Source organism: Maribacter antarcticus DSM 21422 (assembly GCF_000621125.1).
GTDB lineage: Bacteria > Bacteroidota > Bacteroidia > Flavobacteriales > Flavobacteriaceae > Maribacter > Maribacter antarcticus.
In genome coordinates, this window is the sequence record NZ_JHZC01000004.1 from 374,610 (window position 1) to 398,532 (window position 23,923).

Sequence of the window (23,923 nt, forward strand, 5' to 3'; positions counted from 1 at the left end):
AAATTATTGAAGCTTGGTATTTTTGAATATAGGATAAAATTCGTCAATAGGAATAGGTCCTGCTTTCATCACAGTGTCCATAAACAATTTTAAGTTGAAGTTATTTCCCAAACGCTCTTTCTCGGTTTTTAGTAATTTTGTGAATTGTGTTCCGCCCAAATAGTAAGATGTCAATTGCATAGGAGAGTTCATAATGCGCCCCCAAAGGCTTTTAGCGAATTGTGGAGCCAATAAGGAAGTTTCGGTAGAGAATTTTAGGACGTGTTCCTGATTCCATTCAGTACAATGCACTTTTACTGAGGTATACGCTCTGTTTGCATTTTCGAGACGTTTACGTAGATGTGCTAAATAGGTTAGGGAATTTCCTGATTCCCATCCGGCATCGAGCACTACTTTTTCCGCGAAGGTAGCCCAGCCTTCGATGTATATTCCGTACGGAAATAACATACGAATCGGATGCGGCGTTTCTCGACTAATTTTCAATTGCATGTAATGCCCAGGATACAATTCATGAATAACAATCATACGATTGAAAGGCTTATTAAATGATGCCCAGAAATCGATTTGTTCCTGTATCGGGAGCGTTTCGGGAATAGATGGTAAATTCAACGTGGTCACAGGATTGGGGTCAAAAGGTGGAGCACTTGCTACCCATCCGATACGCGCTGCAGCACCAGCGCTTTCAGATGCGGTTTGTATGTTTAAGGTATTGTTCTTAGGTAATGTAGCGATGTCCTTTTCTTTAATGAATTTAATAGCTGAGTTTGCTAATTGTTTCCAAAATTGAAGATAGTCCGTAGCACTGATAGGGGCATCTTTTTCCATATCCGATAAGGCCAAATTGATAATTTCCAAATCGTTTTTTGGAAGTGCTTTGTCAGGATAGGTTTCGGTAATATATTTTCTAGAGACTTCATTCATCAGACCTTTTACGGTCTGGATTTCGGCCAATGCCATTTCGGCTAATTTTTTTGAAGTAAGATTACTATCGGTATAAAGTGACAATCTGCGGTCATATTCTTGCTCCCCTAGAATAGAAACCGATTCTAGCGTATTTTTTTTAAGCGTAGAGGTACTAAATTTTTTTAGTTCTTCTACACTTTGTATCGCTATTGTTAGCTTTAAATAAAGGCCTTTACAGGTTTTTGATAGTCCGTTTGATTGTAGTTGTTTCTCTAAATCCTTTTGAAGAAAATCACTTAAACTCCCCAAATCTTCCAAACCTTTTTCTAAATCAATTTTTGATACTTGCTTTAGATTCGATTGTGCGGCTTTGGCTAGTTCTGTTATTGCTGTAAGTCGGTCGCAAATCAATATCGATTTCTCGGAACTAAGAAGATAATCAGCCTTGAAAACTGATATAATTGCTTTTTTAATCAATTTGGAATACAACCGAAGTGAAGTAGTATGTTCACTTAGTGTTTTCCATTTGTCTACTTCTGACTGTGCCTTCACTCTTAAAAGTCGTCCATCAATTGGGTCAATATTTGAGTTCGTAGCGGATAATTCTGTTAGTATTCTCTCGTTAAAGCCCAACCATTTGATAATCGTTCCGTTAGAACGATCTTCATACTGGAAAACCGATGGCCGCATACCTAAATTAAGGGCTTTTGAAGGGTGAAACTTCTTCCATTCCAAAATATAATCTTCTCCTAAATCCTGTGAAAAAAGGCCGAAAGGAGTTAAAATGAGAAGTAGCCAAATACCGGTAAAGGTTTTCATATTAAAGCAAGTTTTGGTCTTAAATGAGAAAGATACTAATTAATGGGGGAATTATATCTTAGGAGTTTTTAACTTTGTACTGTGAAGAACGAACGAATAAAGAATATTGAAAAAGTTGAGTTGTCAGATAATTGGTACACTTTAAACAACTACAATTTTGAATATCAAAAAGAAGACGGTACTTGGGAAACCCAACGTAGGGAATCCTATGATTGTGGCGATGGTGCTGCCATTCTGCTGTACAATCGGGAGAGGAAAACCGTAGTGCTTACACGGCAATTTCGGATGCCAACCTACGTTAACGGTAATGATAATGGTATGATGGTTGAGGTATGCGCTGGCCTTTTAGACGGACTATCGCCCGAGGAATGTATAAAAAAAGAAGCCTTAGAAGAAACAGGTTACAAACTAAATGCTGTTCAGCAGGTGATGGTTACTTTTATGTGTCCTGGTTCCGTTACACAGAAACTATATCTTTTTCTGGGGGAATATGACACGCATATGAAGGTAGAAGAAGGCGGTGGTGTTGAAGATGAAACTGAGAATATTGAAGTTTTGGAGTGTACCTTTACAGAGGCACTGGATATGGTTTCTAGCGGTGGTATAAAAGATGCCAAGAGTGTTATGCTGTTGCAGCATGCTGCATTAACGGGTATTTTTTAAGGGTAATTCATGGTGTTATTTTAGCTACTTTTTTACGACCAACAGGCTATGCAGAAGTTACAAAAAATTGGACTAGGCGGTGGGTGCTATTGGTGCACCGAGGCAGTTTTTCAATCCCTAAAGGGTGTGTATAATGTAGAACAGGGATTCATTGCCTCTACTGGGGTTAATTCATCCTTTTCGGAGGCAGTAATAGTTCACTTTTATGAGGATAGTATTAGTTTGAAGGATATTATTGCTGTTCATTTGCACACTCACAATAGCACTTCTCAACATTCCATGCGCAGCAAGTACCGTTCTGCTGTTTATATATTTTCAGATGAAGATGCCGGACTCATATCTGGTTTATTAGAAGCGATACAAGGCGATTTTGTTGAACCCCTTATTACACAAGTACTTTGGTTCAACACTTTTAAACCCTCTGATAGTCAATTCCATAATTATTACTTTACAGACACGGAGCGGCCGTTTTGTAAAACCCATATTCAGCCGAAACTACAGTTGTTATTAGATACCTTTTCAGCACACGTTAAAAAAGGTACTTTGGCTACACCGGTAAATAAAGTTCTTGCCCAATAGGGAATAGAAGCATAAATGAGCATAAAGTGTAATGGAATAGGGAATTTCTAAAACATTATAGTGCAATCATAGACAATCCACGGGCTATTTAATACGTATCTCTAATATTCTCAAAAATCTGTTGCATTCGTAATCTTACTTCTGATAAAGGTTGTCTAAAATGGTTGTTCATAAAACTAAATATAACCGTCTTGCCAGATTTTGTCAATAAATAACCACTCAAGCAATAGTTATTGCTTAAACTCCCAGATTTGGCATAGAGGTATGGTTCGTACTCACTACCATACGAATTCTCTAAAGTTCCGGATACGCCTCCTGATGGAAAAATTTTAAAAAGTCGCTCTTTCGGCAGTTCTTCATAAAGGCGTTCTAAGACATGCACCATAGACTGGGGTGTAAATAAATTGTAACGGGACAATCCAGACCCATCTACCCACCTGGGTTGTTGCGGTACGTTTGGTAGTAAATTTTCCAAGGTATTCCTTATCGCCAGTTTACTGTTTAGGGTATCCGTGGTTTCAGATGCAGAAAGAAGCAGTAATTGTTCGGCAATAAAATTATCACTTTTATGCATCAATCTGACGTAGAGGGAATCGGCTTTTATACCATGCAATATTTTTTTCTTTCCAATAGGCATTTGTAGGGTAACTTTTATTTTCTGGTTCAATTCCTTTTCCAGTAGGTTTTTAAGGATAGTATTTCCAGTTTTAAAGGGTACTTCCAAGGTGTCTGTCCTAGTGGCATCAAAATAAAACAGGTTACGATGCATTTCGCGGTTGGTATTATTTGAAACGTGCACCACACTATCATTAAAATACTCAGGTAAAATTTGTGCTCCTACTTTATTGGAAATTAGTACCACATTACCGTACATTGGAAAGCCGCTTCTTTCTGGGGAGTAATAGTACTCATAATCGTCCCAGGACCAACCAGGCCCAAAGCTGGAATCTTGAAAATTACCGGTATGTAAGGCAATATTTTTATGCTGTTGAAGAAAATAAAAAGCCGTACTATCCTTTAAATAAGGATGTAGAAAAGAGGGGTCTCCTGTGCCTTCAACGTACAAGGTGTCGTTTTGCTTAAGGTATCGTAATGCTGGGATTTTATCCGGGAGGGTATTTAAGGCTGTATATAAGGTAAAAATCTTAGTATTGCTTGCAGGGGTAAAGTACTTGTCACTATTTCGACTAAACAGGGTGTCCTTGCTATTGCCATCTAGAAACAAAACACCTGTAAACTGGTTATCATAAAAGGTTGAGGATAGCGTATTGTCTATATTTTTTAAAACCATTTTTTTGGTTGACGAACAACTTATCAACCCGGTTATAAGACAACAACTCAGGAGCACTTTTTTCATTTAGTTATGGAAGGTAAATTTGTTAAGAGGTTCAAGCTTACTCAGATTTAACATTTCTAAGTTTATTTTAACGTGTCAATTATAATATTATATCTTATTTTATGTTTAAATTTACGTAACAACTAATTAATAAACAAGGTACTACAATGGCAAAACCAATGCTTGAGTACAGCAAGACAGTGCTGAAAAAAGTTAGTTTCGATGTAAAATTATTTTGCAAAGAACTAAAAAAAGCCCTTCAACTTTTACTACCTGAAGAGGTAGAAGAATTGAGACTCTGGTTACACAAGTTCATAACGGACAAACCAGAATTACAAAACAGTTTAACGTATTTAAAAGTATAACAAAAAGCCACTTCAAAGTGGCTTTTTTATTTGTTTAATGGACTAATAATTTTCACGTCCTGAAATGTGATTGCCCCTTTTACAATACTGGTTATGACTTCCCTTAATGCTTCTGTTATCTGAATCTTTAGCTCATTTTTATGAAATATAATACTTACCTCACGTGCTGGTGAGGGTTCTTTAAAGTATTTAATGTTTTTTTTGTTTTCGGGACTAAGTTCCATACTGTTTAAATAGGGGAGAAGTGTCATCCCCAATCCCTCATTGGCAAGGTTTACCAAGGTTTCGAAGCTTCCACTTTGTAATTTAAAATGTTCATCTCCCAGTTTTTTCGGCGTTTTACAGAGGTTTAATACGCCGTCCCTAAAACAATGGCCATCCTGTAATAGTAATATATCAGAAACGTCCAGGTCTTCTACCGTTAATTCCTTAATTCCGCTTAACCGGTGCTCAGAAGTAATGTACCCTACAAAGGGCTCGTAATATAAAGGTCTTTCTTTAATATATTCAATTTCTAAGGGCGTAGCGGCAATGGCCGCATCTAAATGACCATCCTGGATATTTTTTATCAGGTTTTCCGTGCTTTGTTCCTTTATGATAAGATTTACTTTAGGATATTTAGTAATGAAGGTTTTTAAGAACATAGGCAACAATGTGGGCATAACCGTTGGAATAATACCCAAAGTGAAATCCCCACCTATATATCCCTTGTCTTGATCTACGATATCTTTTATACGCCCAGCTTCGTTTACAATGTTTTTAGCTTGTGCCACAATTTTTTTTCCAACTTCTGTAATGGAGATGGGTTTTTTGCTTCTGTCAAATAATAAGACGTCTAGCTCGTCTTCCAGCTTTTGTACCTGCATACTTAGCGTAGGCTGAGTAACAAAGCTTTTTTCCGCAGCCAGTGTGAAATTTCGATATTCGGCAACCGCCAGTACATATTGTAATTGTGTAATAGTCATAAGGGTAATTTTACGTTACAAAATTAAATAAACTACCAGTTAAACTTATTATAATCGTCAGGTTTATTTGATTTTATTATAGTGATAGGTGCCTTGATAGGATTTTTAGAACCTAGTAATCTAATGTTTGAACACATAAAAAAAGCTCCTACATAAGGAGCTTTTTATTGAGGATGCGTTTGCGTATTTAGAACCGAATTCTGAACTCTAAATCTTCATCGGCTACTTTAAATTTGGCAGAAGCAAAACTTGGAGGGCCAAAATCAGTTCCACCAGATGTCGCGTAATTTTCTTTGGGCATACCGTTTGCCTCGAAATCCATTCTTTTGTTTTGGTTGGTATCATGTAAGAGCATTACCGCAAAATTTCCTTTCTCCACATTTTCAAACGTCAGTGTAACTTCTCCTTTGGTCGCATCTAGTTGTTGGTTCATTATACCAGGACCTTTCATAAAAGTTTGTTCTGTATGTAAGGCTCCCATAACAGTACCTTCATTCGAGAGTACATTTTCTATAACCACAGTTATGGTTACACCTTCTTTGTCTTGTGCGGTTGCTACTAAACTGCTAAATACTAATCCTAAAATAAGTCCAATTGTTTTCATACTATTTGTTGTTTATATGTTTATCGTTGGAACAAATCTGCAACAAAACCATATGGAAATAAAAATGAAACTACCCAACTGTTGAATTTTGAGAGTCAACTGTTTTAGGCCTTTGATGCGATACTGTAGTGGCTATGCAATAAGCGTTAGTGGAGTAACCAACAACGATTATGATTTTAAATATCCCGTAAATACTTCTTAAAATCTATGTTAGTATTAAACAAGTAAGCGAAACACCTCCGGCATTCAGTTTTAAGCTTGATAATATTTTAGAAGGTTAACTATGGTTTTAAGATAGTAGACGAGTATTTAAAATAACACCGGTTTTGTCAATCAACCAATTCTATAGACGCTATTAGTAATTTGAATGCTTGTGGCTTTTTATTGCCAATTAAAAACTGTAGTTCTTCTATGGTATCGTGATTAAAATTAGGTAGGTCCAATTCTCTGCCGCGAAAGGTAGGGTAGAAGTCTTTCAATCTGAATTCAAGGGTTTGCCAGTCACCACTAGTTTTAAATGTTTTAATATAACTGTAGTATTGTCTGCGCTTATCTTTTATCCGAAATTGGTAGGGATTACCATCACCTTTTAAGCGGATACGGATAGTATTGTTAGAATTTACAGGGAGAGTCTTTATATCATACCGTATTGAAGAGAAGCCACCATTATTTTCTAAAGACACTTCTCCTGAGAATTTTCCGTAACCTTCATCGGTCAAGTCAAATGTTCCAGACGAACGGCCACCCATAACCACGTCATCTACCACATACCAGTTTACGGTGCTAGGATTCTCTTTAAAATCGACTATTATTTGTGCTGTCATACTATTAATTATTAAAAAGAAGGGGAATATATATTTTAGTTGACTCTCCATTTCACATAAGCTGTTGTCATTAATTTTGCAGGATAATAGGATATTCATTGCCAGTTACTCCTCATCCTTTACAAAAACCATACAATGCTGCCACGGTAGGTTATCGATATTCTCTTGCAGTACCATGCCCAAGGCCTTCATTTCTTTAATCGCTTGGGCTTCGGTCATTTTGTGTAACTTCTTTATAGGCACATTTTGGTCCTCGCCCCTGTATTCTATCAAATATAATTTGCCGTTAGGTCGCATTGCTTTTTTGATGGAGGATAGCATTTCGTAAGGAAAATTCATTTCGTGGTAGACATCTACAATGAGCACTTTATCGACTGACTTAGGTGCTAAGTTGATACTCTTTTCGCTTCCTTTTATCAATTCCACATTACGGAAATTATCACCTACTTTTTTATCCCTCATCGCGATCAACATTTCATCCTGTATATCAACAGCATAAATGGTGCCGGCTGTTGCCATGGATGCCATCTTAAACACATGGTAACCAGAACCTGCCCCGATATCGGCAATATCGTCTGTTTTAGAGATACTCATATTTACTAAAAGGGACGTCGTATTTTCTTCTTTTTCACGCTCATCCCTTTCCAACCAAGACATACCTTGATAGCCCATAACATGAGATATTTCGCGATTCATATACCATTTTCCAATGCCGTTGGAATCACCATTTTTAAACGTATATCGGCTTTCTTGGGCGTAATTTAAGCCAGAATAAAACAAAACAAAAAGAGGAAGGATTTGCATTAGTGTTCTAATCATTTTTGAACTTTTTTACTTTGGTTAACTTAAGAGCTAAAGTTAGGGGTTTAAGTCCTTACCTTTCCTTAACAAAACTTTAAAATTAACTTAGACCATATCATTTTTCTTAGGGAATAAAGTAATTGTGCAGGACTTATTTTTTAAAGGTTACAGTTTTTGGCAAAGCACGGCTTGTATCTGTTTTTCTAGAACATCAGATTAGCTTTGATTACCTGAAACTTGAAAAATCGACCCGTTTTATTGAATTAAATATAAAATTATAGCTTTAGATTTTATAATCCTCAAAAAATAGGGTGTGCCGAAAAATCATGCTAGTTTATCGTACCTTTTGCGAAATAAATCCAACAAACTATCATGAAACAAAAAACCTTCACGCTATTTTTTTTATGTGCCTTGTTCGTTACGGCAAGTTGCCTTTCACAAAAGAAAGTATCCAAAAAACAAATTGAAAAATTAAAGTTAGAAGCTGCTGCCATTGTTGAAGCCAATAAAAAGCAGTCTCAGGTAATGGTTGATAAAATTTTTAGTTTTGCCGAGCTGGGGTTTCAGGAGGTAGAATCATCTAAATACCTTACTGGAATTTTAGAAGAAAACGGTTTTGAGATTGAAAATTCAATATCTGGTATTCCAACAGCTTGGTTTGCCACGTGGAGCAATGGAGAAGGACCTACTATAGCCTTAGGTAGTGATGTAGATTGCATACCAAAAGCCTCACAGTACCCAGGGGTCGCCTACCACAAACCTATAGTAGATGGCGCACCCGGGCATGGTGAAGGACACAATTCAGGTATTCCCATGAATATTTCTGCTGCGTTTGCTGTAAAGCAAATTATGGAGCGTGAAAATATTGGTGGTACCCTGCTTGTTTGGCCAGGCATTGCAGAAGAACTGGTTGCAGCTAAGGCTTGGTATGTACGAGATGGGCTATTTGATGATATAGACATGTGTATTTTCACCCATGTAAGTAACAATCTTAGTGTTTCTTATGGTCCCACACGAGGTACTGGATTAATCTCAGTAGAATATTCTTTTGATGGAGAATCTGCCCACTCTGCTGGATCTCCATGGCGCGGAAAAAGTGCCTTGGATGCAGCTGAATTAATGAATATAGCTTGGAACTATAAAAGGGAGCATTTACATCCCTTAAGACGGTCTCATTCTATTTTTACAGACGCTGGTGACCAACCTAATGTAGTGCCTTCCAAAGCGGCAATATGGTTTTATTTCAGGGATATAAAATATGAGGGAATTATGGATATGTACAACGAGGCAAATAAAATGGCCGAGGGTGCTGCAATGATGACGGGTACCACTGTAAAACATAAGATACTAGGTGCTGCATGGCCCAGACATTACAACAAGGTAATTGCGGAAACTATGTATGAGAATATTAAGCAAGTAGGACTACCCACTTGGTCTGAAGCTGACCAGGCTTTAGCCAAAGCGGTACAAACGGAGGTAAATTCAGAAAAAATAGAAGGATTGAGCACGGAGCTTTCCCCTTTGGGATTGCCAGTAATTGAGCCAATAAGCGGAGGTTCTGACGATATTGGTGATATTTCTTGGAAAGTGCCAACGGTAACCATGCGTTTTCCATCTAATATTCCAGGCTTACAAGGACATCATTGGAGCAATGCTATCTCCATGGCTACACCTATTGCCCACAAAGGAGTAGTAGCCGGAGCCAAAGCAGAGGCCATGACTATTTTGGATTTCCTATTGAAACCAGAGCTGTTAACGGGAGCTTGGGATTATTTTACAAACGAACAAACCAAAGAAACTAAATTTATTCCTATGATTTCTGAAAGTGATATGCCTCCCATTTATCTAAATGCGGACAAGCAAGGACAGTTTAGGACACAATTAGAGCAGTTTTATTATGATGAAACCAAATACGACACCTATTTGGAGCAATTAGGAGTTGAGTATCCTACTTTGAAAAAGTAGATTCTACTCTAGCTGATTTTATAACAACCCTGCATACATTTCGTATGACAGGGTTGCTTTTTTAGCGCCATTAATTTTTAACGTGGAGTTATTAAAATCTAAGTATGAATTACGGACTATAATATTACCTGCATTTAAGTATGATAATTGTATGTAGTACATTAGTTTAGCAATATTAATAATACATATTAAGAGTATCTTTTAACGAATTATAATATGCCCTCAAAAAAGATAGTACCTGTTGCAACTTGCGGAGTAACAAAGTGTGTGCAGATGTTAGATAGTAAATGGAAGCCCATTATTCTATTTCAAATATCAAAAGGTGCTAACCGATTTACGAAGTTACTAACTGTGGTTGAAGGTATTAATCGACAGATGCTGAGTAAGCAGTTAAAATCTCTAGAGAAATTGGGAATTTTGGAACGGTCTACCTTTGCAGAAATTCCACCTAGGGTAGAATATACTATAACGCCACTAGGGAAATCTTTACTTTCTGTTGTGCAGGCTATGAAGCGTTGGGGAGATAAACAGACCAGTATTACCAAGGTGAACATAAAAGTGGACTCCAAAGCTGATACGCAACAAACTGCGTTATTTGATTAATCCCAGCGCATACTTGGCCTTTAGCATCTATAAATCGGTGAGTTAAAACTACACCAATTTTTTTTCTAATAATGCCATATAGAATCCGTCAAATCCGCTTTTAGAGGCATAGATTTTCTTCTCGCTGATAAGTGTGAAGTCAGTTCCTTCTTCACTGGATAAAAACGATTTTACCTGATCGATATTCTCCTGCGGTAGAATAGAACAAGTAGCGTATACCATTTTACCGCCTGGCTTTAAGATTTTGCTATAGCTCCCTAAAATTTCTCGTTGAATTTTGGTAATCTTCTCTAAAAATTCTGGCTGCATCTTCCACTTGGTATCAGGATTTCGTCTGATTACTCCTAATCCGGTACAGGGCGCATCTATAAGCACTCTATCTGCACTTCCGTATAGCTTCTTAAATACCTTGGTAGAATCAATCTCCCTAGGTTCTATATTGTGCGCACCGTTTCTTTTGGCACGGCGCTTTAATTCTTTTAGTTTGGAACCGTAGATGTCCATAGCAATTAACTGTCCTTTGTTTTCCATTAAGGCGGCAAGGTGTAATGATTTTCCTCCAGCTCCCGCGCAGGTATCTACCACCCGTTGTCCGGGTTTTACGTCTAGCATGGCGGCTACTAATTGGGAAGAGGCATCCTGCACCTCAAAGTATCCTTTTTTGAAACATTCGGTTACAAAAACATTAGCTCTTTCTGGTAAGCGCAGTGCAGAATCATACCCTTTAATAGCTTCGGTAACAATACCTTCATCCAAGAGAGCTTTTCTCAATTCTTCTCTAGTTGTCTTTAATGTGTTGGTTCTAAGGATAACTTGTGCGGGTTCGTTTAGTTTTGCTATTTCTGCCGTCCATAATTTTTCACCAAGCGATTTTTCACAAAGTTCATCTATCCAATCGGGTACCGCTTCACGGTATTTTCTGATTTTAGAAAGCTCATCGAACTTCCCCTTAATACGACGTTCCGGAGTAGGTTCTATTTGTTTCCAATCTGGTAAAGCAACACCTTTAAGTACGGCCCAAACAGCCCACATACGAAATAAATCCGGTCTACTAAAAGGCTCTTTTACATCTGCAATTTCAGTGTAGAGACGCTTGTAGCGCACCATTTCATAGGTAGTCTCTGCTATAAAACCTCTATCTCTAGCACCCCAGCGCTTATCAAAACGCAATACTTTTTGAACCACCTTGTCGGCATATTCTTTTTCATTGAATATTAAATTCAAAGCATCTATTACGGCAAATACAAGGTTCCTGTGGAGTTTCATTTTAAAAAATTAAGTTCGCAAAGGTATTGTTTTAGAAGTGATTCCCTTTATTTTTGATAAACTTTAATGAAGATGCGCCACTTTAGCTTTTTAATCGTTTTTATACTACTCGTTTCCTGCTCGCAGAAAGAAAAACAAATATTGTTTACGAGTGTAGGCGTTCAAAATTTGTATACAGATTCCCTAAGCATCCGTGCCATAGAAATTATGGAAAATAGCCTTGCATTTGCTGCAAATAAAGGAACTTTTGGTTCAATAGATTTAACCACAGGAAAAGTAAGAAGTAATATTCAAAAATACCATACCAGTATTCCTGAATTTCGAGCCGTAGCGCATACGTCGACCGATTTTTTTATGCTTTCCGTAGCCAATCCTGCGTTGCTATATAAAACGGGTGATCAAGGGAATATGGAACTCGTCTATAAAGAAGAAGATGATGCCGTTTTTTACGATGCCATGACCTTTTGGAATGATAGCGAGGGCATTGCTATAGGAGATACTATGGATGGATGTATAAGTATTATCATTACCCGTGATGGAGGAAACACTTGGGTTAAATTACCATGTTCCAATGTACCTGAAGGCATTGAAGGCGAAGGAGCTTTTGCAGCCAGTAACACCAATATTGCTGTGGTTGGGGATAACACATGGATTGCGACCACAAAACGTGTGTTATTTTCTCCAGATAAAGGAAGTACTTGGGAAGTCCAAGCTACACCCATTAGAACCCTAGAACCGACGGAGGGAATCTATGCTATAGATTTTTATGATGAAAATTTAGGTGTAGCTATAGGAGGGGATTATAGCAGTCCAGAAGGGAACAATGCCAATAAGGCAATAACCTTGGATGGAGGTAAAACTTGGGAGCTAATGGCGGAGAGTTCTTTGCCCAACTATAAGAGCTGTATCCAATTTGTGCCAGGAACGAAAGGACAAGGAATTGTAGCGCTTGGATTTACGGGAATTGCCTATTCTAGTAATCAAGGGAATTCTTGGAAACAGTTATCAGACGAATCGTTTTTTACACTTCGCTTTCAGAATGATACTATTGCATATGCCGCAGGTAGGAATAGGATTGCTAAGTTAATTTTTAGGTAGTTTGTATTCGATTATAGGAATGGTCACGATAATCGATTTATAAGTAAGCTATCATGCATTATGGAGCACTGAAAAATAAGTATAACCCTGTGACCTTAAAGTATAAACTTCCAATATAGCCAAGAACAACATGGTATGGCCTAAATGTTTTTCTAAGAAGTGACTTTCGTTAAAACTCATCCTTGGGATACCAATCTAATTGTACGACTTCTATTTCTGGGTTACCTTTATTTACCAACGCTTTAAATTTAGTTACATCACTTACATCAGGTTTCCCTTTATAATGGTATGGATATATCTGTTTTGGTTTAAATTCTAGCACTGCATCCGCAGCACTTTCTGGCGTCATCGTATACGGTAGATTCATACAAATAAATGCTTTGTCTATATTCTTTAGGGCTCTCATTTCTGGAATATCCTCAGTATCCCCAGAAAAATAGAGTCGTTTTCCTCCTATATTTAGAACGTAACCGTTTCCCCTGCCTTTCTCATGAAAATTTAACGCTTCTTCCCGCAGGTTATACATAGGTATTGCATCTACGTTTATGCCGAAACGTTCTTTAGATTCTCCGTTATTGAGCACATCTAACCGAGGCGTAAAAGCACTCGGAATTCTATCGGCTACAACTTGTGGAACCATGATTTTTGCTTTGGAAGTATCCAGTGCTTCAAGTGTTTCCAAGCTAAAATGGTCCCTGTGTATGTCGGTTATCAATATTAAATCGGGTTGTTTTTGACCTTCAAAGGTAGATGCGCCACCCACAGGGTCAATATATATGGTTATGTTGTTCCATTCCAATATTGCCGTAGCGTGTTCGATAGAGATGATTTTAATTTCATCATCAGAATTTTCAGTTTGCTTCTTATCGATAGAAATTTCGGTATCCGTGGTTTCCTTGTCATCGGACATGGTAGCTTTTGATTTTTCTTTACATCCTATTATTAGAAGATGGCCAATTAATACGAACACTATTTTTTTCATAATTTCTTATATCTACTTTTATAAACGTCAAAGCTGTCTGCCTAAGGAAGAGTTAACACAAACTCAAAACACAAATACCACGTACTATCAACAAACCTTGTACGCTAAACAGTATATGGCGAATATTTTGTATTCTTCTTTATCTTAAATATAACTCCATTTTAATATCACTTCGCGCATAAGGTAGATTTTTTTCCAAAACTACATCTTTGAAGCCAAATTTACGATAGATGTGGAGTGCCGTTGGAAGTTTTGTACTAGAATATAAGGTAATCGCGTTCCAATGATTACTTTTTGCAAAGTCTATGGCAAACGATAAGAGTTGTTGACCAATCCTTAAGCCTTGATAGTTTGAATCAACCGCCATTTTTCCTAGTTCAAAATGTTTGTTCTTATAGGGTAATAATGAAAAGCAACCAACGATAGCGCCACCATATTCGGCCATAAAAATATGGCCGCCATTACCTATAATTGAATTTTCACAATCACTTAAAAGAACTTTATCCTTTTCTTCAACATAGAAGTACTGTTCCAACCATACGATATTTAAGTTTTTAAAATCGGTTGCATATTTGGACTCAAATGGAATTATTTTTAAAGACATTTTCCTAAATAATGGTAGTTGGTCTATAAAGTTAGGCCTTTCAACGAATTAAGGGGTAGCTGATTCCAGTTTTTTTAACATAAAAAATCTAAAAATTGATTATGTGCGTATATAGAAAGATAGAAGTATTAATTTTTATCAAAACCACAAAAACAACTTAATAGTTCATTATGACTGAAACAAAAAATAACAATGGGTTAAAGGTATTGGCCGCATTACTAGGTGTAGTGCTATTAGGTACTATTATTTATACCGTAAGTCTTTATCAGGACAAGAAAAAGACCGAAAAAGACCTTATTTCTGAAAAGGAATTGGTGGTAAATGATTTGAATAGCTTAAAATCGGAATACGACAAGGCTATCTTGGAAAGCAATGCAACTAATGAGGAATTAGTTTCTGCTAGGGATAATATTGCGAGATATATTGATTCTGTTAAAACTATGAAAGCTGATATTTCATCTTTAGGCAGATATAGAAGACAAGTTGGTGTATTAAAAGCAGAAAGGGAGAAATTAATAAAGCAGGTAGATTCTTTGACAAGGTCTAACACCATGATTGCTATGCAGAGGGACAGTACGTACGTTGAATTGGAAAAGCAAACCGTCTTTAACGATTCTTTAGTAGTGCAAAATACGAGCTTGGCGCAGGCTGTGGAAAGAGGATCAGCATTGAATCTTTCTAAGATAAATGTTGATGCTGTCAAGGAACGTAATAGCGGAAAACTATCATCTACCACAAGAGCGAGATCTACAGATAAGTTTAAAATTTGCTTTACGATAGCGGATAATGTTATTGCAGAAGCTGGTGATCGCAAGTTTTATTTGGAAGCTTTAGACCCACAAGGTAATGTTATTGGAAAAAGTATGTCTATGACGAATGATAATGGCGCTTCTATAACGTTTAGCAAGAGTACTAACTTCTACTTCGAAAACAAATCTTTAGATATTTGTGATTACTTGAATAAACCAGCTGGAGATTTTCAAAAAGGACAGTACATGGTTAACGTTTACGATGATAACTTGAAATTATTAGGAACCTCACAGTTCACTCTAAAATAGGAAACACTAATCATATCTATAAAAAAAAGGGAGACTCCGAAAGGGGGCTCCCTTTTTACTTTTAAGCATTTTGTAGGGGTAGCTACTTTTATTTAAGGCTTCCTACCATTTGTTCAGGTTTCACCCACTCGTCATATTGATCTGCCGTTACATATCCCAAATTAATAGCTTCCTCTTTAAGGGTAGTGCCATTTTCATGAGCTGTATTTGCAATCTCTGCAGCTTTATAATACCCGATTTTGGTGTTTAAAGCAGTTACCAGCATCAAAGAATTATTCAATAATTGTTTAATTACTTGATGATTTGGTTCAATACCTACAGCACAATTAGTATCAAAACTTTTACAAGCATCGCCAAGCAGTTGGGCAGATTGTAAAATATTAGCCGCCATCATAGGTTTAAATACGTTAAGTTCATAATGCCCTTGGGTGCCACCAATAGTTATGGCAACATCGTTGCCCATAACCTGAGCGCAAACCATTGTCAAAGCCTCGCACTGGGTAGGGTTCACTTTTCCAGGCATAATAGAACTTCCAGGTTCATTTGCCGGGATAGTAATCTCACCAATACCCGACCGCGGTCCGGAAGCCATCATGCGAATATCGTTCGCAATTTTATTTAAGGAAACCGCCAATTGCTTCAAAGCTCCATGACTTTCCACAATAGCATCATGCGCAGCTAAGGCTTCAAACTTATTTTCTGCCGTTATAAAAGGGAGTCCGGAAAAATCGGCAATATATTTTGCTACAAGTACGTCATAACCCTTTGGGGTATTTAGGCCCGTTCCAACTGCTGTACCACCTAGTGCCAGTTCTTGTAAATGTGGTAAGGTGTTTTTTAATGCTCTAAGTCCATGGTCTAGTTGGGAAACATAGCCGGAAAACTCTTGGCCCAAAGTTAGGGGAGTAGCATCCATTAGATGCGTACGCCCTATTTTTACCACTGCGTTGAATTCTTTCACTTTACCATGTAAGGTGTTTCTTAGTTGGGTAATTCCTGGAATGGTAACATCATTAAGCTTCTTGTATGCGGCAATATGCATCCCAGTAGGAAAAGTATCGTTTGAGGATTGGGACTTGTTAACATCATCGTTGGGCTGAATCGTTTTTTCGCCTTCGCCTATTTTATGCCCAGCTATTTCATGAGCACGATTGGCAACTACCTCGTTCACGTTCATGTTACTTTGGGTGCCTGACCCAGTTTGCCAAATAACTAAAGGGAATTGATCATCATGTTTTCCCTCTAAAATTTCATCGCATACCTGAGCTATTAAATCTCTCTTTTCCACTGCCAGAACGCCAAGCTCACAATTGGTATAGGCCGCTGCTTTTTTTAAGTAAGCAAAGCCATAAACAATGTCCAACGGCATAGATGCAGCAGCTCCTATTTTAAAATTATTTCTTGAGCGCTCTGTTTGAGCCCCCCAATATTTAGCACTAGGAACCTTTACGTCCCCCATGGTATCCTTTTCTATTCTATATTCCATATGGTAGTTTATTTTGAATATTATTTATAACAACGGTGACCCAACCTACCTATCTAATAGGCTTTAAGTATGTTTTTTCTTTAAATTAGCTTCTCTTCACAAATTTAAGGCATAGCAGTCTAGCTAAAAATAAAGCTTCAAATTATATTTTGTTCTTTGATTAATGTAAAATCATAATTAATTTTAATTATTGCTTGTAAAAAATAATACGATTATGGTATCTTTGCATTAGATAAGAAAGGAACTATGTTTGAATTTGACCAATATTTAGGATTTTTAGCTTTTTTAACCATTTTAACAATAGGTTTTTGGTTAATGATATTTTTGTTGGTATTTGTTGTACCTTATTGGTTAGGAGGTAATATTATAGAACTTTTGAAAGAAAAACGCGAGGCTAAAAAAGCCAAACGAGAAGCATAAAAAAAGAAGCCGTTTCGGCTTCTTTTTTGTTATTACCTTAAATATTTAGTTATTATTTACACTTTCTAACCGCTACTCAGTTCAATAAATCCGGACTTTGGCCTCAATAAAAATTATTTATTTCTTTTTAAACCTTAAAATTGAGGTAAGTCATTTAATTTTTTTACCCCCCTTTATTGTAAAAAATAAAATAAGTTACTTGCATTAAACAGAATAGCGTTATCTGTTACTACTTTAAGGTAACAAGGGTACTATTTTCTTATGAACATAAGAAGAACAAAAAAAATTGCTGGATGTATCTAAATGCCATATTTCTTTTTTGTTTTTTAAGTGAAATCACCAAATGGAAGCTTCACAATTTGGTTTAATTCTTATTTTTCTTCCGTTTTTTCTTTTTATTTTTTTTGATGGTTTTATTTACGCCATCTTTCATTAAATCTAGAAAACCTTGGTATTTTTCTGGTGGTAAACTCATTTTTAGTTCCTCATCTTGCCGATCCGAAATGTTTTTAAATGTTTCCGACATTTTTTCTGGGGGGAGTTTTAGAATTTGCGCCTCAATTCTTTCTTGTACATATTTTTTAAGTATAGAGCTAACTACAGCCGATTCAAAATCGTTTAAAACAAGGGCTTCTGTTATCGATGGCATTTGGTCCTCCACAATTTCTTCCGATGTTTTTGGTTTTGGTGCCTCTGGAGTGTGTTGTGCCCTAGGAATAGCACTGCGCTGTCTTCCCATGCCATTTCCTCTCATACCATTTCCTCTCATGCCATTTCCTCCCATTCCTCTGTTAAATTGAGCATAAGAGTCTGTTCCCAACATAATAAGAACCAACAATATAACTCCTTTAAAAAAGCTCGGTCTGTTTTTTGATTTCATAGTGTAAACTTAAACTTTAGTGTAATTAGCAAGCATTTAATTATCATTAACATCCCAATAGGTTTTTCCTTTGCTATTTTACTTTAAGAGCGTATTTATAGTATCTGCCGGTCTTCCTATCACAGCTTTTCGGTTGGAAATTACTATAGGTCTTTCGATTAGTTTAGGATGCGCTTGCATGATATCCAGAATTTCTTCATCAGACAATAGTTTTCCTCGAAATTTTTCTTTCCAAACGGCTTCGTTTTTTCTTACCAGTAGCTCTGGTGATATGCCTAAGCATGCAATAATTTCTCTTAACTCTTCTTTTGTTGGAATATCTTCTAAATATCTTATGACTTCAAATTCTTTGCCAGAATTTTCAAGGAGTTCCAATCCCTCTCTAGATTTTCTACATCTTGGATTATGATATATCTTAATCATTTAGTTACAGATTTCTTATTTGGTCTAAAATAACGAAAAATAAACGTTTAGCTTTAAAAACTACTATTTACTCTTCATCTTTTTGTCCCATCATCATTAGATATGCTTTTAAAAAACGGTCTATATCTCCATCCATAACCGCATCTACACTACCTGTTTCCTCAGCTGTTCTTACATCTTTTACTAATTTGTAAGGATGCATCACATAGTTTCTGATTTGAGAACCCCACTCAATTTTCATTTTTGAGGATTCTATTTCCTGTCTTGCCTCCATCTTCTTACGCAGTTCTATTTCGTAGAGTTGCGATTTTAACATCTTCATAGCGGTAGCTCTATTCTCGTGCTGACTTCGGGAATCCGAACAGGAAATCTGTATGCCACTGGGGTGGTGCGTCAACTGTACCTTTGTTTCGACCTTATTTACATTTTGTCCACCTGCACCACTAGAGCGCGCAGTTGTAATGGTAATATCAGCAGGATTCACATCTACTTCTATGCTATCATCAACTAAAGGATACACATAAACAGATACAAAGGAAGTGTGCCTTTTTGCATTACTATCAAAAGGGGATATTCGAACCAACCTGTGTACACCATTTTCTCCTTTTAACCAGCCAAAAGCAAATTCTCCGTCAATTTCTAAGGTTACCGTTTTAATGCCGGCGACATCACCCTCTTGGTAATTTAGTTCCCGCACCTTGTATCCGTTCTTTTCGGCCCACATCATATACATACGCATAAGCATAGCAGCCCAGTCACAGCTTTCTGTACCTCCCGCTCCAGCCGTAATCTGGAGTACTGCAGGGAGTTCATCGCCTTCTTCGGAAAGCATGTTTTTGAACTCCATTCTTTCAAGAACACTTAACGCTTTGTTGTGCTGTGCTTGCACCTCGGCTTCGGATACGTCTCCCTCTTGCAGAAATTCTATGAGAACTTCTAAATCGTTTACTAGGTCGCTGGCCGCATTGAAATCATCTACCCATTGTTTCTTGGATTGAATGAATTTCATGTGCGCTTGCGCCTCTTGGGGGTTATTCCAAAAATCAGGAGCTAACGTTTTTTCCTGTTCGTTCTCTATTTCAACAAGTTTGGCATCAATGTCAAAGATACCTCCTCAACGCGCCAAGGCGATCTATAAGACCTTTATAATGGTCCGTGGTAATAATCATTCTGTTCTATTTTGTGGTAAAAATAATGTTCTTTTAAGCAATAGTAATTGCTCTTGACTTCTTTTATGATTTAATAGCATTTTTAAAAATGCTATTTCCTTTATTTTCTATATTTTTAGGAGCTAAACCACTTTAAGAATGAAAAATTACACCTTGCTTGTATTAGGCTTGTTTGCCTATCAGTTATCTACTGCGCAGTTTTCAGAAAAAAAAGCTGATTTTCAGAAATATGAAGGTCTTTTTGATTTCTACTACGACGCCATGAATGATAAAATTTTCTTGGAGGTCGATAAATTAGACCATGATTTTCTATATGTGTATTCCTTAAGTAGTGGTATAGGTAGCAATGATATAGGATTAGATAGAGGGCAATTAGGTAACGAGCAAGTTGTCTATTTTAAAAAAGCTGGAAACAAACTGCTTTTAGTACAGCCAAATTTAAAATTTAGGGCATTGACTGCTAATGCCTTGGAAAAAAAATCCATAGAACAGGCTTTTGCAAAGTCTATTTTGGGAGGCTTTAAGATTGAAGAAGAAAAAAACGGAACATACATAATTGAAATTACTGATTTTTTAATGCAGGATGCTCACGGTGTTTCGAGAAGATTAAAACGTGCAAAACAAGGGTCTTACAGTATGGACCGTTCAAAAAGTGCTTTTGCACTGGAACGCACTAAAGCCTTCCCTAAAAATATAGAATTTGATATGACCATGACTTTTAAGGGTGAAGCCTCGGGTAGTTATATTCGCTCGGTAACTCCAAATTCAGACTTGATAACTGTCGCACAGCATGCTTCCTTTATAGAACTTCCTGATAATGGGTATGAAAAAAGGATTTTTGACCCCAGAAGCGGTTCTTATCCATTTTCTTATTATGACTATGCAACACCAGTAGAAGACCCTATTTTAAAGCGTTTTATAACACGTCACAGGTTAGAGAAGAAAAATCCCAATGCAGAAATTAGCGAAGCTGTTGAACCTATTGTCTACTATTTGGATAACGGTACGCCAGAGCCTGTAAGGTCTGCACTATTAGAAGGTGGCAGTTGGTGGAACGAGGCATTTGAAGCTATTGGCTACAAGGATGCCTTTCAATTAAAAATGCTTCCGGACGATGCGGACCCTTTAGATGTTCGTTACAATGTAATTCAATGGGTGCACCGATCTACAAGAGGCTGGAGTTATGGGAGTAGCATTACAGATCCAAGAACAGGAGAAATAATAAAGGGCCATGTAAGTTTGGGAAGTCTAAGAATCCGCCAAGATTTTTTAATTGCACAAGCTTTAATGAACAAACCTTTTGCCGAGCGCGACGATAATAATCAACCTATGTTAGATCTTGCCATTGCCAGGATACGGCAGCTTTCTGCACATGAAATTGGACATACCATTGGCTTTGCGCATAATTATGCTGCTAGCACTAATAATAGGGCATCGGTTATGGATTATCCGCATCCGCAGTTTTCGGTAGAGAGAGGCGCAATAGATTTCTCAAATGCCTACGCAACCGGAATGGGAGATTGGGATAAGGTTACGGTGGCCTATTCTTATGCTGATTTTGAAGAGGGAGCTAATGAACGGGAGGAATTGAACAAAATTTTGAAGTCAGCACAAGATGAAGGGTTACGGTATATAACCGATCAAGATGCACGTCCGCAAGGTAGCGCTCATGTTCTGGCTCATTTGTGGGATAATGGTACAGATGTAAGCAAAGAGCTTACCCAAATGCTAAAAGTGCGTAAAACTGCTATTGATAATTTTTCTATTGATAATATTAGGACCAACGAACCCAATTCTGTTTTGGAGGATGTATTTGTTCCGCTCTACTTCTTTCACAGGTACCAGACGGAGGGTGTCGCCAAAATCATTGGCGGTTTGGAGTATAACTATGCGGTGAAGGGAGATGGACAAAACGTTGTGACTACAGTCGGAAGAAAAATGCAGGAAGATGCTCTTAAAGCTATTTTAAAAACCTTGGATGCTGAGGAAATTGCTATTCCAAAAGATAAACTGAGTCTTTTCCCGCCTCGGGCATTTGGTTACGGTAGAACACGGGAATCCATCAATGGAAAAACCGGCGTATCTTTTGATGCCCTGTCGGCTGCGGAAACAGCTGCGGATATGACGCTGGGCTTCTTGCTTCATCCAGAGCGCGCTTCTAGGTTGATACAGCAAAAGTATTTGGATTCTAAGAATTTAGGCCTAGATGAGGTTTTAAATGACGTGGTAGCAAATACCTTAAATAAAAAGCACAGTGATGATTATTTAAGCGGTGCACAACAAAACATCAATTTTAGGGTGTTGTTTCATATTATGAACCTAGCGGCTGCCAAACAGGTGCACCCTCAGGTAAACGCTATCGCAAATCACCAACTAAAAAAGCTGGCTACCAGCTTTGGTGTGTCAAACGATATTATGAAATCCGAAATGGGCAGACGTATAAAGAATTTCTATGAGCATCCAGATAAATTCGAAGTACTACCAACACCGGTGCTCCCTGATGGTTCGCCAATTGGGATGGATTGTTTTCATTAAAAGTGTACTACTCAAATTTAATATAATTCTTGATTACCGATTAAATGAAAATAAATCTTATAAGTGATACCGTAACAAAACCAACCCCTGGTATGTTAGACGCGATGATGAATGCGAAAGTGGGCGACGATGTTTTTAAGGAAGATCCGTCAGTAAATGTTTTGGAAGAACAAGTGGCTGAGATGTTCGGTATGGAGTCGGCCTTATTTTTCCCAAGTGGCACTATGACTAATCAAACGGCTATAAAATTGCATACCCAGCCTGGAGATCAGTTGATATGCGATAAGTACGCGCATGTTTATAATTACGAAGGAGGTGGTGTCAGTTTTAATAGCGGGGTGTCTTGCAGGTTGGTAGATGGCAGTAGGGGCATGATGACAGCCGAGCAAGTAATTGCTGCTATTAATCCTCCGGATTTTTATCATAGTCCTTTATCTACTTTGGTCTGCATAGAAAATACCACGAACAAGGGTGGTGGTGCCTGTTGGGATTTTGAAGAATTGAAAAAAATTAAAACCGTTTGTGATGACCATCATCTAGCCTATCATTTAGATGGTGCCAGATTATGGAACGCACTAGTTGCAAAGCAGGAAGAGGCCCAGCAATATGGGAAGCTTTTTGATACTATCAGTGTATGTCTTAGCAAGGGGTTGGGCTGTCCCGTAGGTTCTGTGTTGGTAGGTAGTAAAGAAATGGTGACAAAGGCAATACGAGTGCGCAAAGTATTAGGGGGTGGTATGCGCCAAGCAGGGTTTTTAGCCGCAGCAGCTACTTATGCCTTGGGACACCATATAGAAAGACTCTCTGACGATCATAGGAAAGCGAAAGAAATAGGTTCGTTGCTTTCCGATGTAAACTATATTAAGAAAGTAGAGCCTATAGAAACGAATATCGTCATTTTTGAGATTGATGAAAACTATTATAGTAGTGAAGTATTTACCACTATGCTGTTACAAAAGGATATACACATTATCAGTATGGGGCAAGGCAAGTTACGTATGGTAACCCATTTGGATTATACCGATGCGATGCATGATTGTCTGTTGCACATCTTACCAAAATTATGATGTGCTACTTTTAACGATTATATGGTTTTGAAGTCTGTTATTCAGGTTTTTAATCCCATTTTCCATACCAGCCTCCGAACTGTACAAGCCGCTCTTTCCTATTAGCTTCCCCTGTTGATTTTTAAGTTCAAATAAAAACTGACCGTTAAAATTTGTTTTACGCTCAAAACGTTTCGACAAGGAAGGAGGACCCGATAAACTTCCTATGGTTTCTTTTAAGGATGTTTCTTCAGCAAAAAGGATACTTTTTAAAAGTACTTTTCCAGTTTCCGATTTTACAAAAAATTTATAATTATCTGATTTAGTCTTTTTAATTTCAATCATTTAGCCACTTTTTATTAAAGGTAAGAAAACTTTTGTTTTGATAGGATTAGAACAGAATCAACAATGAGAGTGATTTTTCAAAAGTGAGAAATCATAATGGGTACATTTTAGATAACTTAAATAGCAACCCATATTAAAAAAGGATGAGATGATTTTACGTTTATAATAGTTTCGATTGTAAGGG

General features: G+C 37.4%; 24 protein-coding genes. 10 read left to right on the forward strand and 14 right to left on the reverse strand.

From position 1 onward, the window contains the following. Positions 1-3: 3 nt before the first annotated feature. Positions 4-1,722: a DUF885 family protein gene (locus Q360_RS0101640; protein WP_027075533.1), complete on the reverse strand. Its 1,719-nt coding sequence runs from the start codon at positions 1,720-1,722 to the stop codon at positions 4-6. A gap of 81 nt (positions 1,723-1,803) precedes the next feature. Here Q360_RS0101640 and Q360_RS0101645 point away from each other — a divergent pair, with 81 nt between their 5' ends. Both Q360_RS0101645 and Q360_RS0101650 read left to right on the forward strand, forming a co-directional pair. Beyond that, a complete protein-coding gene (locus Q360_RS0101645) occupies positions 1,804-2,385 on the forward strand; it encodes an NUDIX domain-containing protein (protein WP_027075534.1) in 582 nt (193 codons plus the stop codon). 48 nt (positions 2,386-2,433) lie between these two features. Further along, a complete protein-coding gene (locus tag Q360_RS0101650) occupies positions 2,434-2,964 on the forward strand; it encodes a peptide-methionine (S)-S-oxide reductase (protein WP_027075535.1) in 531 nt (176 codons plus the stop codon). Positions 2,965-3,052: 88 nt separating this feature from the next. Here Q360_RS0101650 and Q360_RS0101655 read toward each other — a convergent pair whose 3' ends face one another. Then, complete coding sequence (locus Q360_RS0101655) at positions 3,053-4,255, reverse strand: D-alanyl-D-alanine carboxypeptidase/D-alanyl-D-alanine-endopeptidase (RefSeq protein ID WP_245603128.1); 1,203 nt, start codon at positions 4,253-4,255, stop codon at positions 3,053-3,055. Between the two features lie 212 nt (positions 4,256-4,467). Here Q360_RS0101655 and Q360_RS26425 point away from each other — a divergent pair, with 212 nt between their 5' ends. Further along, entirely contained in the window at positions 4,468-4,665 is a 198-nt protein-coding gene (locus Q360_RS26425) for a hypothetical protein (RefSeq protein ID WP_027075537.1), read from the forward strand. 26 nt (positions 4,666-4,691) lie between these two features. Here Q360_RS26425 and Q360_RS0101665 read toward each other — a convergent pair whose 3' ends face one another. From Q360_RS0101665 to Q360_RS0101680, 4 genes are all read right to left on the reverse strand, one after another. Next, positions 4,692-5,630: a LysR substrate-binding domain-containing protein gene (locus Q360_RS0101665; RefSeq protein WP_027075538.1), complete on the reverse strand. Its 939-nt coding sequence runs from the start codon at positions 5,628-5,630 to the stop codon at positions 4,692-4,694. 187 nt (positions 5,631-5,817) lie between these two features. Then, positions 5,818-6,234, reverse strand: coding sequence for a DUF2141 domain-containing protein (locus Q360_RS0101670; protein ID WP_027075539.1), 417 nt, complete (start codon positions 6,232-6,234; stop codon positions 5,818-5,820). A gap of 329 nt (positions 6,235-6,563) precedes the next feature. After that, positions 6,564-7,058 (reverse strand): CIA30 family protein, encoded by a 495-nt coding sequence (locus tag Q360_RS0101675; RefSeq protein ID WP_027075540.1) that lies wholly within the window; start codon positions 7,056-7,058, stop codon positions 6,564-6,566. A 105-nt stretch (positions 7,059-7,163) separates the two neighbouring features. Further along, entirely contained in the window at positions 7,164-7,877 is a 714-nt protein-coding gene (locus Q360_RS0101680; RefSeq protein ID WP_027075541.1) for a class I SAM-dependent methyltransferase, read from the reverse strand. Between the two features lie 354 nt (positions 7,878-8,231). Between Q360_RS0101680 and Q360_RS0101685 the strand changes: the two genes are divergently transcribed. After that, entirely contained in the window at positions 8,232-9,824 is a 1,593-nt protein-coding gene (locus Q360_RS0101685; protein ID WP_027075542.1) for an amidohydrolase, read from the forward strand. Positions 9,825-10,097: 273 nt separating this feature from the next. Next, a complete protein-coding gene (locus tag Q360_RS22010; RefSeq protein WP_169734616.1) occupies positions 10,098-10,427 on the forward strand; it encodes a winged helix-turn-helix transcriptional regulator in 330 nt (109 codons plus the stop codon). Between the two features lie 48 nt (positions 10,428-10,475). On the opposite strand, the gene Q360_RS0101695 is transcribed toward Q360_RS22010, so the two are convergent. Then, complete coding sequence (locus Q360_RS0101695) at positions 10,476-11,693, reverse strand: RsmB/NOP family class I SAM-dependent RNA methyltransferase (RefSeq protein WP_027075543.1); 1,218 nt, start codon at positions 11,691-11,693, stop codon at positions 10,476-10,478. Between the two features lie 72 nt (positions 11,694-11,765). Between Q360_RS0101695 and Q360_RS0101700 the strand changes: the two genes are divergently transcribed. Further along, positions 11,766-12,791, forward strand: coding sequence for a WD40/YVTN/BNR-like repeat-containing protein (locus Q360_RS0101700; RefSeq protein ID WP_027075544.1), 1,026 nt, complete (start codon positions 11,766-11,768; stop codon positions 12,789-12,791). Between the two features lie 169 nt (positions 12,792-12,960). Here Q360_RS0101700 and Q360_RS0101705 read toward each other — a convergent pair whose 3' ends face one another. Together Q360_RS0101705 and Q360_RS0101710 are read right to left on the reverse strand one after the other, a co-directional pair. Then, the gene (locus Q360_RS0101705; protein WP_027075545.1) at positions 12,961-13,773 is read right to left on the reverse strand and encodes an MBL fold metallo-hydrolase; all 813 of its coding nucleotides are present in this window, start codon (positions 13,771-13,773) and stop codon (positions 12,961-12,963) included. Positions 13,774-13,912: 139 nt separating this feature from the next. Next, a complete protein-coding gene (locus Q360_RS0101710) occupies positions 13,913-14,377 on the reverse strand; it encodes a GNAT family N-acetyltransferase (RefSeq protein ID WP_027075546.1) in 465 nt (154 codons plus the stop codon). A 170-nt stretch (positions 14,378-14,547) separates the two neighbouring features. Here Q360_RS0101710 and Q360_RS0101715 point away from each other — a divergent pair, with 170 nt between their 5' ends. Next, positions 14,548-15,435, forward strand: a complete 888-nt coding sequence (locus tag Q360_RS0101715) for a hypothetical protein (protein WP_027075547.1) — start codon at positions 14,548-14,550, stop codon at positions 15,433-15,435. A gap of 88 nt (positions 15,436-15,523) precedes the next feature. On the opposite strand, the gene fumC is transcribed toward Q360_RS0101715, so the two are convergent. After that, complete coding sequence (gene fumC, locus Q360_RS0101720; protein ID WP_027075548.1) at positions 15,524-16,921, reverse strand: class II fumarate hydratase; 1,398 nt, start codon at positions 16,919-16,921, stop codon at positions 15,524-15,526. 246 nt (positions 16,922-17,167) lie between these two features. Between fumC and Q360_RS26100 the strand changes: the two genes are divergently transcribed. Next, complete coding sequence (locus Q360_RS26100; RefSeq protein WP_169734617.1) at positions 17,168-17,341, forward strand: hypothetical protein; 174 nt, start codon at positions 17,168-17,170, stop codon at positions 17,339-17,341. Positions 17,342-17,705: 364 nt separating this feature from the next. On the opposite strand, the gene Q360_RS0101730 is transcribed toward Q360_RS26100, so the two are convergent. From Q360_RS0101730 to prfB, 3 genes are all read right to left on the reverse strand, one after another. Continuing rightward, a complete protein-coding gene (locus tag Q360_RS0101730) occupies positions 17,706-18,221 on the reverse strand; it encodes a hypothetical protein (protein WP_027075549.1) in 516 nt (171 codons plus the stop codon). Positions 18,222-18,299: 78 nt separating this feature from the next. Beyond that, entirely contained in the window at positions 18,300-18,644 is a 345-nt protein-coding gene (arsC, locus tag Q360_RS0101735) for an arsenate reductase (glutaredoxin) (protein ID WP_027075550.1), read from the reverse strand. Positions 18,645-18,711: 67 nt separating this feature from the next. Continuing rightward, positions 18,712-19,810 (reverse strand): peptide chain release factor 2 gene (gene prfB / locus Q360_RS0101740; protein WP_245603181.1). Its coding sequence is split into 2 segments (ribosomal slippage): positions 18,712-19,746 and positions 19,748-19,810, totalling 1,098 coding nucleotides; the frame shifts between segments, so codons are not numbered across the junction. Positions 19,811-19,951: 141 nt separating this feature from the next. On the opposite strand from prfB, the gene Q360_RS0101745 reads away from it, so the two are divergent. Then, positions 19,952-22,348, forward strand: a complete 2,397-nt coding sequence (locus Q360_RS0101745) for a zinc-dependent metalloprotease (protein WP_027075552.1) — start codon at positions 19,952-19,954, stop codon at positions 22,346-22,348. Between the two features lie 44 nt (positions 22,349-22,392). Further along, on the forward strand, positions 22,393-23,415 hold the full coding sequence (locus tag Q360_RS0101750) for a threonine aldolase family protein (RefSeq protein WP_027075553.1): 1,023 nt from the start codon (positions 22,393-22,395) through the stop codon (positions 23,413-23,415). Here Q360_RS0101750 and Q360_RS0101755 read toward each other — a convergent pair. Further along, on the reverse strand, positions 23,410-23,739 hold the full coding sequence (locus Q360_RS0101755) for a YegP family protein (protein WP_027075554.1): 330 nt from the start codon (positions 23,737-23,739) through the stop codon (positions 23,410-23,412). The two genes, Q360_RS0101750 and Q360_RS0101755, sit on opposite strands and share 6 nt — an antisense overlap. Between the last annotated feature and the right edge of the window lie 184 nt (positions 23,740-23,923).

Coding starts and splice junctions, on each gene's coding strand:
- Q360_RS0101730 (WP_027075549.1), bottom strand. CDS start 18,221: ATGAAATCAAAAAACAGACCGAGCTTTTTTAAAGGAGTTATATTGTTG.
- Q360_RS0101755 (WP_027075554.1), bottom strand. CDS start 23,739: ATGATTGAAATTAAAAAGACTAAATCAGATAATTATAAATTTTTTGTA.
- Q360_RS0101745 (WP_027075552.1), top strand. CDS start 19,952: ATGAAAAATTACACCTTGCTTGTATTAGGCTTGTTTGCCTATCAGTTA.
- Q360_RS0101705 (WP_027075545.1), bottom strand. CDS start 13,773: ATGAAAAAAATAGTGTTCGTATTAATTGGCCATCTTCTAATAATAGGA.
- arsC (WP_027075550.1), bottom strand. CDS start 18,644: ATGATTAAGATATATCATAATCCAAGATGTAGAAAATCTAGAGAGGGA.
- fumC (WP_027075548.1), bottom strand. CDS start 16,921: ATGGAATATAGAATAGAAAAGGATACCATGGGGGACGTAAAGGTTCCT.
- Q360_RS0101710 (WP_027075546.1), bottom strand. CDS start 14,377: ATGTCTTTAAAAATAATTCCATTTGAGTCCAAATATGCAACCGATTTT.
- Q360_RS0101640 (WP_027075533.1), bottom strand. CDS start 1,722: ATGAAAACCTTTACCGGTATTTGGCTACTTCTCATTTTAACTCCTTTC.
- Q360_RS0101670 (WP_027075539.1), bottom strand. CDS start 6,234: ATGAAAACAATTGGACTTATTTTAGGATTAGTATTTAGCAGTTTAGTA.
- Q360_RS0101680 (WP_027075541.1), bottom strand. CDS start 7,877: ATGATTAGAACACTAATGCAAATCCTTCCTCTTTTTGTTTTGTTTTAT.
- Q360_RS22010 (WP_169734616.1), top strand. CDS start 10,098: ATGTTAGATAGTAAATGGAAGCCCATTATTCTATTTCAAATATCAAAA.
- Q360_RS0101650 (WP_027075535.1), top strand. CDS start 2,434: ATGCAGAAGTTACAAAAAATTGGACTAGGCGGTGGGTGCTATTGGTGC.
- Q360_RS0101655 (WP_245603128.1), bottom strand. CDS start 4,255: ATGGTTTTAAAAAATATAGACAATACGCTATCCTCAACCTTTTATGAT.
- Q360_RS0101750 (WP_027075553.1), top strand. CDS start 22,393: ATGAAAATAAATCTTATAAGTGATACCGTAACAAAACCAACCCCTGGT.
- Q360_RS0101700 (WP_027075544.1), top strand. CDS start 11,766: ATGCGCCACTTTAGCTTTTTAATCGTTTTTATACTACTCGTTTCCTGC.
- Q360_RS0101685 (WP_027075542.1), top strand. CDS start 8,232: ATGAAACAAAAAACCTTCACGCTATTTTTTTTATGTGCCTTGTTCGTT.
- Q360_RS26425 (WP_027075537.1), top strand. CDS start 4,468: ATGGCAAAACCAATGCTTGAGTACAGCAAGACAGTGCTGAAAAAAGTT.
- Q360_RS0101665 (WP_027075538.1), bottom strand. CDS start 5,630: ATGACTATTACACAATTACAATATGTACTGGCGGTTGCCGAATATCGA.
- Q360_RS0101715 (WP_027075547.1), top strand. CDS start 14,548: ATGACTGAAACAAAAAATAACAATGGGTTAAAGGTATTGGCCGCATTA.
- Q360_RS26100 (WP_169734617.1), top strand. CDS start 17,168: ATGTTTGAATTTGACCAATATTTAGGATTTTTAGCTTTTTTAACCATT.
- Q360_RS0101675 (WP_027075540.1), bottom strand. CDS start 7,058: ATGACAGCACAAATAATAGTCGATTTTAAAGAGAATCCTAGCACCGTA.
- Q360_RS0101695 (WP_027075543.1), bottom strand. CDS start 11,693: ATGAAACTCCACAGGAACCTTGTATTTGCCGTAATAGATGCTTTGAAT.